The 11,801-nt window shown below is 54.9% G+C and carries 10 protein-coding genes; 7 read left to right on the top strand and 3 right to left on the bottom strand.

From position 1 onward, the window contains the following. The 3 genes from ACQY4Z_RS20775 to ACQY4Z_RS20765 are packed head-to-tail and all read right to left on the bottom strand — an operon-like array spanning nt 1 to nt 3,181. Nucleotides 1–378, bottom strand: coding sequence for a Na+/H+ antiporter subunit C (locus ACQY4Z_RS20775; RefSeq protein ID WP_008192232.1), 378 nt, complete (start codon nt 376–378; stop codon nt 1–3). Then, the gene (locus tag ACQY4Z_RS20770; protein WP_409692343.1) at nt 378–797 is read right to left on the bottom strand and encodes a Na+/H+ antiporter subunit B; all 420 of its coding nucleotides are present in this window, start codon (nt 795–797) and stop codon (nt 378–380) included. Before ACQY4Z_RS20770 ends, ACQY4Z_RS20775 begins: the two co-directional genes overlap by 1 nt. Beyond that, nucleotides 797–3,181, bottom strand: coding sequence for a putative monovalent cation/H+ antiporter subunit A (locus tag ACQY4Z_RS20765; protein ID WP_428524469.1), 2,385 nt, complete (start codon nt 3,179–3,181; stop codon nt 797–799). The genes ACQY4Z_RS20770 and ACQY4Z_RS20765 overlap by 1 nt, the downstream gene beginning before the upstream one ends. A 487-nt stretch (nt 3,182–3,668) precedes the next feature. Here ACQY4Z_RS20765 and ACQY4Z_RS20760 point away from each other — a divergent pair, with 487 nt between their 5' ends. From ACQY4Z_RS20760 to ACQY4Z_RS20730, 7 genes are all read left to right on the top strand, one after another. Next, entirely contained in the window at nt 3,669–4,643 is a 975-nt protein-coding gene (locus ACQY4Z_RS20760) for a sensor domain-containing diguanylate cyclase (RefSeq protein WP_428524467.1), read from the top strand. 67 nt (nt 4,644–4,710) lie between these two features. Then, nucleotides 4,711–5,121, top strand: coding sequence for a peptide-methionine (R)-S-oxide reductase MsrB (gene msrB / locus ACQY4Z_RS20755; protein WP_133946732.1), 411 nt, complete (start codon nt 4,711–4,713; stop codon nt 5,119–5,121). A gap of 163 nt (nt 5,122–5,284) precedes the next feature. Further along, nucleotides 5,285–6,019, top strand: coding sequence for a substrate-binding periplasmic protein (locus tag ACQY4Z_RS20750; protein ID WP_428524465.1), 735 nt, complete (start codon nt 5,285–5,287; stop codon nt 6,017–6,019). A gap of 122 nt (nt 6,020–6,141) precedes the next feature. Continuing rightward, entirely contained in the window at nt 6,142–7,005 is an 864-nt protein-coding gene (locus tag ACQY4Z_RS20745) for a hypothetical protein (protein ID WP_428524463.1), read from the top strand. A gap of 122 nt (nt 7,006–7,127) precedes the next feature. Continuing rightward, nucleotides 7,128–8,360, top strand: a complete 1,233-nt coding sequence (locus ACQY4Z_RS20740) for an MFS transporter (RefSeq protein WP_428524461.1) — start codon at nt 7,128–7,130, stop codon at nt 8,358–8,360. A 238-nt stretch (nt 8,361–8,598) separates the two neighbouring features. Further along, nucleotides 8,599–9,564 carry an ABC transporter substrate binding protein gene (locus ACQY4Z_RS20735; RefSeq protein ID WP_428524459.1) on the top strand — a complete coding sequence of 322 codons (966 nt, stop codon included), beginning with the start codon at nt 8,599–8,601 and terminating at the stop codon, nt 9,562–9,564. A 68-nt stretch (nt 9,565–9,632) separates the two neighbouring features. After that, nucleotides 9,633–11,717, top strand: coding sequence for a S9 family peptidase (locus tag ACQY4Z_RS20730; protein ID WP_428524457.1), 2,085 nt, complete (start codon nt 9,633–9,635; stop codon nt 11,715–11,717). Nucleotides 11,718–11,801 lie beyond the last annotated feature (84 nt).

Here is an 11,801-nt window from a genome sequence, read left to right as displayed (position 1 = left end):
TCAGTACCCTTGCGGCGGAAGCGGATCGTTCTCAGGCTCGGCAACGCGCATTTCGTTGACGTCGTCCGTGCCGACTTCCTGATAAGCCCGGAAGGCCAGAACAAGAAGGAACGCAAAGAAGGAAAAGGAGATCACAATAGCCGTCAGCACCAGCGCCTGCGGCAACGGATTGGCGATCACCTCTGTTGGCACCATCAACCCTTCCGGAATGACAGGCGGCACCTCACGGGTCAAACGGCCATTGACGAAAATCGACATGTTGACCGCGTTTCCGAGAATCGCGATGCCTAGCAACATTCTCACCAGCTGCTTGGAAAGCATGAGGTAGACGGAGACAGCGAAAAACAGCCCGACAAGGATAGAAAGACCGGTTTCCATCAGTCACTCTCCCTTTCTTCCAGCGCCAACGCAATCGAACTGATCGCGCCCACCACCACCAGGTAGACGCCAATATCGAAGATCAGCGGTGTCGACAGCTTGATCTGGACATTGAACAGATTGATCGGCCACCACTGGCTGGTCATGAAGGGCTGATTGGTGAACAACGAGATTACGCCTGCTGCAGCTCCCATGAACAAGCCAAAGCCGGCGATGCTCATGGGATGCACCTTGATCGCGCGGCGCACAGCTGCAACCCCGCAGGCAATACCGAAAATCGCGAGTGCGGAGGCTGCAATCAGCCCACCGATGAAACCGCCGCCCGGTTCATTGTGTCCGCGCAGAAGGACGAAGATGGAATACAGCACCATCAGAGCGGACAGATACGGCGCAATGGTTCGGAAAATGACGGTACGCATTACACGGCCTCCTTCTTTGCGCCTGTATCGGACGGATCAATGACCTCGTCCTCAGGAAGTGTCTTTTTCGTGTGCACGCGGATCAGCGCAAGGACACAAAGCCCGGCCAGGGCAACGACCGCGATTTCACCGAGCGTATCAATACCGCGGAAATCAACGAGGATGACGTTCACGATGTTCCGGCCGTAGGCAATTGAATTGCTGTACTCGGTAAAGAAGTCCGACAGTCTGCGGTCGAAGGGCTGCTGTGTAATCGCCATCAAGGTCAAGCCAAGACCAAGGCCGACCGATACGGAAATAGCGCCGGTTACAAGTGTCGAGACACCATTGCGATGATCCCGCGGGGACAGGTTCAGGCGGGTCATCACAAGCGCCAGAATAACCACCGACAGCGTTTCAACCATCAACTGGGTAAAGGCCAGATCCGGTGCACCGAAGAGGAGGAAGATCAGGGCAACGGCAAACCCCTGGATGCCGAGAGAGACGATGGCCGTCAGCCGCGTCTTTGCAACCAGTACCGAAATCAGACCGAGCACCGCGATCAGGAAAATGCTCCACTCATAGAACGTATAAGTGGGCATTTTGGGCATGGCCGGCCATCCGCCGCCAACATACCCCGGCACCAATACCGCGGCACCGGCAGCCAGAAATGTCAGCGCCATATAGGTCTGCATCTTACCGCCCTGCACCACCCTGGTAATCGCCGAAGACAACGACACAATACCGGCGATTGCCTGGTCAAAGCCTTTGTCCGGCCCCCAACCGATGGCGGTCAAAGTACCGGCTATGAAAGCTCTCAGCTTGTCGAGCTGGGTAAACAGGAAAATCCCCATGCCGATCGTGATTAGAGACAAGATCAACGGGGCGTTGATCTTGGTCGGCCAAAGATGCAGATCAATCTCGGTGAAAGACCCAATCAAGGATGACAGAGTTGGGCCGATAAACAGAACGCCTGTTGTGTGCGGGATGACCGCAAGGATGAACCCCAACACAGACAACACCACCGGACCGGCAAACAACAACACCGGCCCCTCGTGAGCGTGTTTCGGAGTGTCGACCGCTGGGCCGAAGAACGGCTTGATCGCAACGGCCGCTGCGATCACCAGCATCAATGAGTTGCCGACAACGGCCACGACAGTGATTAGCAGGCCAAAGTCCGGCCATCCCCATGTACCGTAGTAAAGAACTTCCTTGGCGATAAAACCAATGAAGGGCGGAAGTCCTGACATCGACAGTCCTGCCAGACAGGCAGCCCCGAACGTGATCGGCATCGCGGAGCGCAAGCCACCAAGATATCGGATGTCCCGGGTGCCGGCTTCGTGATCGATGGTTCCGGCAACCATAAATAGTGCGCCCTTGAACAGCGAGTGCGCCAATAGATAAAGAACCGCGCCCTCAAGCGCTTTTTCATGGCTTGTGCCGGTCAACATGACGAGAAGACCGAGAGACGCCACCGTTGTGTAGGCCAGCATCAATTTCAGATCGGTCTGACGCACGGCCAGAATGGTACCCACCAACAAAGTGACACCGCCAAAGAGCGGCAACACCGTCGTCCAGAGCGCGGTGTCTCCGAGAAGCGGGTGCATGCGCATAAGGAGGTAAACACCTGCCTTGACCATCGTTGCGGAGTGAAGGAACGCGGAGACGGGCGTCGGCGCTTCCATCGCATTGGGAAGCCAGAAATGAAACGGAAACTGGGCTGATTTCGTAAACGCTCCGCCGAGAACAAGCAGGAAAATCGGCACATAAAGGCCTGTGTCCTTGATGATATCGGGCGAAGCCAGAAGCACCGACATCTCGATTTCACCGGTCGCAGAAATGATGACAATGAAACCGGCCAGCAAAATCAAGCCGCCACCGCCTGTCACCACCAAGGCTTGGATTGCTGCTCGTCTGGACGCCGCCCGAAGGTGGTCAAAGCCAATCAACAGGAAGGACGTGATCGACGTCAACTCCCAGAAAATAAACATGGAAATCAAGTTGTTGCCGAGCACGAGCCCAAGCATTGCGCCCATGAAAAGAAACAGGAACGAAAAGAAGCGGCCTTGCTGCGGATGGCCTTTCAGATAGCCACCGGCATACAGAATAATGAAGGTTCCGATCCCTGAGATCAGAAGCGCAAAAAGCGTAGACAATCCATCGACATAAATGGAGAAGTTCACACCATAGCTCGGCGCCCAAGCGACCGCTGCAACGAAGGACTGGCCGTCCGAAACAGGTGCGACAAAACCTGTGAAATGCAAAAAGATGAGCGCGGGAACCACCGCCAGCGGCCATGCCGCGTTGTGTTTGAACCACTTCGTCAAGAACGGCGCGGCCACTGCAGCCGCGAACGGCGCAAGCACAGCCAGAAGCGTGGTTTCGTCAGTAACTGCGGGCGTCATACTGATCTTTCGTTACGGTTGCCGATGGAGCATCGCGGATATGCTGAACGAATCGATGTCTTTGGGGGGCATAATAGCGGGATAGGAACTGTCAGGTGCGTAATTGGGACCCGTTTTTTGGACTTCAAGGCACAACGCGTGACCATTCAATACCTTACTCAACGCCAGGGTGCTGCCTCCCTTGACGCTGCGAGCTTCGTGCAAAAGTATTTAAAAATTGATTCCATTTGTCTTTTTGCGACATTCAGCCTTTGTACGCCCGCCGGCCAACCAAATCAGCAGTAAGCAGCCCACTGCAAAGCAACACCTAAGATGAAGCCGGTCTCATGACGTAAACAACGACTTCTATGCGACTGCGTTCTGGATCACGCTGTAGAGTCGCGAACAATCCCCTAAGATCGCAAGCCTCTTGATTTCACGTTCCTAATACCGTTCACTTTAAGAAACGTCGCGGTGGTTTCAGCGGCAAAATTAAGCGAGGCAACGCATGGCTTTGGACCAAAATGGGGGGACAGCGTCCGGAGCTGCAGCTTCGCAGCCGAGAAATTTGAATTTCGAAACACTTTTGTCTCTCAGCGGCGACGCAATCCTTCAGCTGAGCCTTACCGGAAACTTGGAGTATGCCTCACCGTCCGCTGCCCGATTGTTTGGCTGGGACTCCGATAAATTGCCGGAACATTTAAGTGACCTCGTCTACCTTGGCCCTCCCAATCCGGAGGCGGAGACGCTTCACAAGATTCTGTCTGGATCAGCAACACCAGACGTCAGCTTGCCCCATGCCGACCTGCAGCTTCGCTCGGCACACGGTTCGCTTGTTTGGGCCGAAGTGACAACGCACCTCATCGAACAAGGCGGAGAACCGGCCGCCTTTGCCGTCTTCTTTCGGAGCATTGCGCGGCAAAAGGAACTCGAAGGGCTGCTTGAAGCGGCCACACAGACAGATCCCCTGACCGGTCTCTTCAATCGCCGCGCTTTCGAAGACACATTGAACCGGGAGTGGGCGATCGCACTGCGCGAAAACACCCACACAACCCTTATCAAGGTTTCGGTCGACAAATTTGACGCGATGTCCGAACAGTGCGGACAGAGCGCTGCAGACGACTGCGTGTCGAAAGTGGCAGACGTTCTGAAAGACACAGCGCGCCGGCCCGCCGATGTTGCCGCCCGCATTTCAATGTCGGAGTTCGCATTGCTATTGCCTCGAACACACGAAATGGGCGCAGAAACCATCAGCGCCTACATACAAGTTGCGATTCAAGACTTGGGGATCCCCAACCCGGGGAACACAGCTCATAACGGTGTCGTTACCGCTTCGGTCGGTACTGCCTGCGCAGTTGCCGAACACAAAGGCGTCGCGGAAAGCTCCGAGTTTCTGTTAGCTGCTTCAGAATCTTGTGTTTTTCAGGCCCGTCAGGAAGGCGGAAACCGTGTCAAATTCTCAATGAGCGTCCTTGGCGGATGAGCTTCCGCCTCTTGCCGGTTCCGGTGATTTTCTTATCTCTTAGTCGGTACAAAGCTAGGAAAAGACAATGAGCGACGACACCGACACAAAAATTAAAAAATCAACGGCTGAATGGATGGCGCAGCTCACGCCCGAGCAGTTTTATGTCACCCGTCAATCGGGCACGGAACGCCCCTATACGGGCCCCTACTGGAACAGCTTCAACGCCGGCCGCTACGATTGCGTCTGCTGCGGTGCCGAGCTTTTTCATTCGGACACCAAGTTTGATGCGGGCTGTGGCTGGCCGAGCTTCTTCGAAGCAGCAAATCCAGGTGCGATACGCGAGATTGAGGACCGGTCCCACGGCATGATCCGTACGGAAATCAGATGCAACAAATGCGATGCACATCTTGGTCATGTCTTTCCAGACGGCCCGCCGCCGACAGGACTGCGCTATTGCCTAAACGGCCACGCGATGTCCTTTGAGCCAAAAGAGTAATGCCGCAGAGTTTCGTTGCGACAAATGGCGGCTTTCAGCGAGACATTATGAAAGCCCAAACCATTGAACTCATTCATGACATTTCTTTGCGGGACTTTAGGCCTCCTTTAACATAACACTGTTATTTCCCCTGATAACTCGCCGCACTTTCAGGGGAAACACCTTGCCTATTCTTCGGATACTGGGACATGTCCTGTTAGGGGCAAGCTTATACGCTGCCTTCACCGCAGGGGCCCGAAGCCAAGACAAGATCATCGCCTACACTGGGTTTCTCCCCCCCTTGTCGATCAATGCCGAGGAACGGGGCATCGCCGTTGAGATCATGGAACTGGTCGCGAAAGAGGCGGATATCGAACTCGATATCCGGTTTGCACCTTGGAAACGAGCGCAGGTACTCGTCGAAAACACGCCGGGATCTCTCATTTTTTCCCTGGCCTACACGCGAAAACGCAGCGCAAAACTGAAGTACATTGCCCCTCTGATTTATACGGAAAGCGCCTTCATCACCCTCGATGAGCAAATTGACAGCTTTGAACAGGCGCTGGCAGACAACAAGGTCATCGGAGTGCATCTGGGTAGCCAGAGGGCTCGTATTCTGCGGCGAAATGGCCTGACAAACCTGACCGAGATTGCCACTGCAGAACAGATGGCCCGGATGCTCCAGGCCGGGCGGGTTGATGCCTGGTACACCATTTCGATGCGCGCAAGTTACATCACCCGAAAGCAGGGCTTCGATCACACACGCCTTCAGGTCGGAGCTCCACTCTCACACGGCGTACAATGGCTGGCCGCCAACAAGTCTGTGTCCCCCGCCCTGAAAGCCCGCTTGTCAAAGGCTGTTTCCAAGGTTTGGCGGGATCCCAGATATTGGCAGATCGTCGACAGCTACCTGCAATAAACTACGCGTCACGCAGGATTGACCGCACGAATATCCGTGTTTGAGTACCGTCAGCGGAATGGAAACGCATGGCCAGCCCCTGCTGGTGGCCGCTTCTTTTTCTGGTTCACAAAGGATACGTGATGACGGTGACGGCTTGCTTGAAACTCCTGATGCTGCCAGCGGTGCTGATTGGTGCCCTGGCAATGGAGGATAGCGTTGCAGCACAGGACCGGTTGCCGGACGGTGACGTCGCAAAGCTTCGCCACAATGGAACGACCTATGCCGCCTGGTACGGCACCCCCACGGATCGCTATGGGCATGCGATTTTGGGCGATGGGATTGAGGGCGGATCGCTGCATCTCAAAGTCGGCGGAAACGATTACACTGTGACTCTGCCACACGACCAGGTGTTTGAAGATCGCACACCGCGAATTGTTGATCTGAACGGCGACGGTAAGCCGGAAATCGTCACTATCCGCGCCTTTCTGTCAGCTGGTGCGAGTGTGGCTGTTTTTGGACTTCGCGCCGATGAATTGGTTGAAGTCGCAAGTTCCCGGCCCATCGGTCGGACGAACCGCTGGCTCAACATTGCCGGGATCGCGGATTATCTCGGGACGGGACAAAAGCAGATCGCCTTTGTGGAAACGCCGCATATTGGCGGAACATTGCAAATCGCGCGCTGGCAAGGGAACAAACTGGAGCTGGCATACGCGCTCCGTGGATTTTCAAATCACAAGATTGGCGCGCGAGAGCAAAATCTGAGCGCAACGGTCAAAGCCGATGCTCAAGCCCTGCCCTTCATCATCCTGCCATCCAACAATCGCAGGGTCCTGCACATGGTTGGATACAAGGATGGAGAATTTCGGAGTTTAGGCCAGAACGCGCTCACAGCCCCAGTCGCGAGGCATATCCCGGGCGCACAAACAGAAGCAGATTGCGCAGTGTTTGAACTTGAAAACGGCGAACAGACACAAATGTGCGCGAGCGATATCAACGCTGGGTGACGTAAGCCAAAACAGGTCCGGCGATCCATTCACGCTGCTTGTCGATCGCTTCAAGGATATTCATTGGCCGCAAAGGAGCTGACCTGATAGTCATTCCGGCAAATCTTCCTTGAGAATTGCCGATGTCTGCCACCGCCACAAACGATCCTTTTGCGCCCGATGGGTCATACGCCTGGTTTCGCTTGGCTGTCTCGATTCTGCTGAGCACGCTTGGTGGCGCGGGAATGTGGGCGGTGGTGATTATCATGCCGGCTGTCCAAGTGGACTTTGGCATTGACCGGGCCGGATCTTCCCTACCCTACACGCTGACGATGATCGGCTTTGGTCTTGGCAACTACCTTCTCGGACGGGTTGTCGACAGGTACGGCATTGTCTTGCCGGTGATCGCTTCGGCCGTTAGTCTCGGCGCAGGTTTCGCGCTCGCTGCCATCGCACCGAACATCTGGGTGTTTTCTCTCGCACAAGGACTGCTGATCGGCCTTGGAACTTCGGCAACCTTCGGCCCGCTCGTGGCTGATGTCTCTCACTGGTTCGTCAAACGGCGCGGTTTGGCTGTTGCGTGTGCCGCCTGCGGCAACTATTTGGCCGGTGTGCTCTGGCCATCCTTGATCAAATGGAATCTCGGCACGGGAGACTGGCGCGATACTTACTTGCTCATCGCAGTCATTTGTCTCGTTACGATGATCCCGCTTGCTTTGGCACTGCGCCGACGACCACCAGAAACGGCGTTCAGTGCGGCTCCGGCTGCGTCAAGTTTGCACCAAGCCTCGACCGGACTGTCGCCGCAAACCCTGCAGATGCTGCTGTTTGTGGCCGCACTAGGGTGCTGTGTCGCTATGGCCATGCCGCAGGTCCACATCGTCGCCTACTGCGTTGACCTCGGATACGGTGTTGCGCCGGGTGCAGATATGATCGCAATCATGACAGCTGCAGGTGTCGCCAGCCGGCTGGTATCGGGTGTTCTGGCGGACAAGATCGGCGGCGTTCGCACCCTTTTGATCGGCGCAGTCCTGCAATGTGCAGCACTGTTCCTCTTCATTCCCTTCAACGGGCTCGCGTCCCTTTATCTCGTGTCATTGATCTTCGGACTGAGCCAGGGTGGGATCGTGCCGAGTTATGCTGTTATCGTCCGCGAATATCTTCCTGCCCGCGAGGCCGGACAACGTGTCGGCCTCGTCATCATGGGAACCATTCTCGGAATGGCGTTGGGAGGATGGCTGTCCGGCTGGATTTACGACCTTACGGGTTCATACCAGGCAGCGTTTTTGAATGGCATCGCCTGGAACTTCCTCAACATCACCATCATGATTTTCATTCTGATGAGGAGCCGGACACACCGGCCAGCAATCGTGTAATTTGGTTTGGTTTCTGGCTGGCCGGTCTCTTAGGATCAAACATCAAAAAATGTTGCCCGCATGAAACAGAAAACAAAAATACTGATATTTCTACGTAAGAAATAGCAACGCGAGACATAATATTCGAGCTTACTTGCAATAGATTTGTAGGATGTTGTGATCTAACTTAGGTATTCGGTCATGGCAGAGCCAAACAGCGTCCCGGTCTTGCTTAGGAGGGGATCAAGGCTCCAAAGCAATGGAAATACGCTTGCATCTTGCTCGAATACTGCTGGTAACTTTCCTGGTGTTTTTGGCCGAGGCTGCCTATGCGGCTGACACAAAAAACATACAGATTATTACGTGGCGTGGCATGACCCAGGCTGAGCAAGGTTTCTTTTCCAGGCTCGGACAGCTTGGTATTCAGGCGAAGTACGATCATTTTGATGCCAGAAGAAGCGAAACCAACCTTGCGGGTTTTCTGCGTTCCAAAAGAACAGAACTGGAAAAAAAGGATCTCATCTACACGTTCGGAACGACGACCACAAAAATGGTGCTGAATTTTGGGGTCGGCAATGTCCCAGTGGTGTTCAACATCGTGTCAGACCCGATTGGCGTTGGCCTCACACTTTCCATGCACATGCCCACCTATGGGGCCACCGGAGCGAAACAATCGCTGTCCGTGGAAGTGATCCTTCAGCTTCTGGAACAAGTCTATCCTTATGAGAGTATTGCTGTTCTATTTGATCCCAGAGAACCCAACTCCACCAATGAAGCCAGTCGAGTTACAAAAGTTGCAAGTGTTCTGCAAAAAGAAGTCATTCAGGTGCGCTTCGTTCCCGATGCACATGACGCAGAATTTCGGGCGGAGACAGTAAGATCGCAAATCAAGGCTGCTGACGTTGTATATGTCACGTCAACCTCTTCCTTTGTGTCAAACAATGCCCTTATGCGACAGCTTCTAACTGACGATGTTGTAAGCGTAAGTTCCTCTCCTGTTTTAGTGGATCACGGAGTTTCCTTGTCGTTCGGCGAAACCTACTGGCAACGCGGAGAAGCTGCGGCGAACCTAGCCGCTGAGATCCTTCTCGAAAAAAAAGTTTCGAATGAGATACCAATCAACGAAATCAAGGCCAACGAATCGATCCTTTTCATCAAGAAAGCCAGCCCAATAAGGTCCAAACTCGATCTCAGCGCGTTTCCAGATCGGGTGAAATACAGGTGATGCGCCGGGGGACAGGCAGCGGTTGATCGCCCTTGCCTTAAATGGGCAAACACCTTACCTCCGATTTCATGAAAAACGATACACTCCCTCCACGCGCTGATGCGCGCCCCGTCCAAATTGAAACCCATGGCATTACCCGGCAAGACGCCTACAGTTGGCTGCGGGCCGACAATTGGCAGGAGGTCATGAAAGACCCCAGTGTCCTCAATGCCGACATCCGGGCGTATCTTGAGGCGGAAAACGCCTATCACGAGGCGCAAATGGCGCCGACGAAAGCGTTACAGGAAACGTTGTTTTCCGAAATGCGGGGCCGCATCAAGGAAGATGACAGCGCGGTTCCCTCCCCTGATGGCCCTTATGCCTACAGCCTGAAATACAAGACGGGCGGTCAGCAGCCGATCTTCTACCGAACACCGCGCGATGGTGGTGAAGAGACTATCTTGCTGGATGGTGACAAGGAAGCCGAGGGCAAAGCCTATTTCAAGATCGGCGGCGCCAGCCATTCCACGGACCATAAACTGTTGGCCTGGGCCTACGACGACAAGGGGTCTGAATATTACTCCCTCCAGTTCCGCGATCTAGAGACAGGTGAAGACACCGGTTACGTCATCGAAGACACGAGCGGCGGCGGTGTTTTCTGCGCGGAGAGCAAATATGTCTTTTATATCCGCCTTGATGCCAATCACCGGCCGTCCAAACTCTTCCGCCATGAAATTGGTACGGACCCAGCAACAGATGTGCTCGTCTACGAAGAAAAAGACCCAGGCTTTTTCATGGGTGTCGGCAAAACCCAGTCCGGCGACACGATTGTCATCGACATTCATGATCACGAGACGTCCGAAATCTGGATGATCCCGGCGGATCAACCGACCAAGGCACCGGCCCTGATCGCCGCACGTGAAACCGGCATCGAGTATTCCGTCGATGACCATGGCGACACGCTTTACATCCTGACCAACGCCGACGGCGCGGAAGACTTCAAGATCGTGACGGCTCCGAAAGCCACACCAGGCCGTGAAAACTGGAGCGATCTGGTGCCGCACAAGGCCGGGTGCCTGATCCTGTCTCACTGTGTCTACAAGACGTTCATGACCCGTTTGGAGCGGGAAGATGGCTTGCCGCGAATCGTCATCCGTAACCTTTCAGACGGCAACGAACATTATGTCGCCTTTGACGAGGAAGCTTATTCGCTGGGATTGTCTGGCGGCTATGAATTCGACACCGAGACCATCCGCTTTTCCTATTCATCCATGACGACACCGTCACAAACGTTCGACTACAACGTCGCAACAGGCGAACGCACCTTACGCAAGGAACAGGAAGTGCCCTCCGGCCATAAGGCCGATGACTACGTCACCCAGCGCTTGATGGCACCGGCGGCCGACGGCGAAATGGTGCCGGTCTCAATTCTCTACCGGAAAGACACACCGCTGGACGGCTCGGCCCCACTCTTGCTCTATGGCTATGGGTCTTATGGCATTTCCATCCCGGCCAGCTTCAACACGAACAGTCTTTCGCTGGTCGATCGCGGGTTTTTCTATGCCATTGCCCATATCCGCGGCGGCAAGGAAAAAGGCTTCGGCTGGTACAAGGCCGGACGGCGGGAGAACAAGAAGAACACCTTCACAGATTTCATCGCGGCGGCAGATCATCTGGTCAAGGAAGGCTTCACAAGCCACCAGAACATCGTTGCGCAGGGCGGATCGGCCGGCGGTATGCTGATGGGTGCGATCTCGAACATGGCGCCGGAGAAATTCGGCGGCATCGTTGCTGAAGTCCCATTTGTCGATGTGCTGGCAACCATGCTGGATGACACGCTGCCTCTCACCCCGCCAGAATGGCCTGAGTGGGGCAACCCCATCACCGACAAGGGCGCCTATGAGTACATCGCTTCGTATTCGCCTTATGACAATGTCGAAACCAAGGACTACCCGCCGATCTTCGCCCTTGCAGGTCTGACCGACCCGCGTGTGACCTACTGGGAACCGGCCAAGTGGGTTGCCAAACTCCGCGCGACAAAGACCGGTGACAGTCTCGTAATGCTCAAAACCAATATGGACGCCGGACATGGCGGGGCATCGGGACGTTTTGACCGGCTGAAGGAAGTTGCCCTCGTGCAAGCCTTTGCGCTTCAGGTGACCGGCAAGGCGTAAACCCCTTCACAGTCTTGTGAAACTATTACCGGGTCCGGAAACGGATCCGGTTTTTCTTTGGCCGTGAAGTCGCTTAGTGTGATC

Origin of the sequence: Roseibium sp. (genome assembly GCF_965276855.1) — a bacterium.
Lineage (GTDB): Bacteria > Pseudomonadota > Alphaproteobacteria > Rhizobiales > Stappiaceae > Roseibium.
The sequence above is the reverse complement of the archived record's forward strand: the minus strand, read 5'-3'. Positions and strand labels throughout refer to the sequence as shown.

Bases quoted from the DNA above. Each gene is read 5' to 3' on its own strand.
- ACQY4Z_RS20770 (WP_409692343.1), bottom strand. From the start codon at position 797: ATGCGTACCGTCATTTTCCGAACCATTGCGCCGTATCTGTCCGCTCTG.
- ACQY4Z_RS20730 (WP_428524457.1), top strand. From the start codon at position 9,633: ATGAAAAACGATACACTCCCTCCACGCGCTGATGCGCGCCCCGTCCAA.
- ACQY4Z_RS20740 (WP_428524461.1), top strand. From the start codon at position 7,128: ATGTCTGCCACCGCCACAAACGATCCTTTTGCGCCCGATGGGTCATAC.
- ACQY4Z_RS20765 (WP_428524469.1), bottom strand. From the start codon at position 3,181: ATGACGCCCGCAGTTACTGACGAAACCACGCTTCTGGCTGTGCTTGCG.
- ACQY4Z_RS20775 (WP_008192232.1), bottom strand. From the start codon at position 378: ATGGAAACCGGTCTTTCTATCCTTGTCGGGCTGTTTTTCGCTGTCTCC.
- ACQY4Z_RS20760 (WP_428524467.1), top strand. From the start codon at position 3,669: ATGGCTTTGGACCAAAATGGGGGGACAGCGTCCGGAGCTGCAGCTTCG.
- ACQY4Z_RS20735 (WP_428524459.1), top strand. From the start codon at position 8,599: ATGGAAATACGCTTGCATCTTGCTCGAATACTGCTGGTAACTTTCCTG.
- ACQY4Z_RS20745 (WP_428524463.1), top strand. From the start codon at position 6,142: ATGACGGTGACGGCTTGCTTGAAACTCCTGATGCTGCCAGCGGTGCTG.
- msrB (WP_133946732.1), top strand. From the start codon at position 4,711: ATGAGCGACGACACCGACACAAAAATTAAAAAATCAACGGCTGAATGG.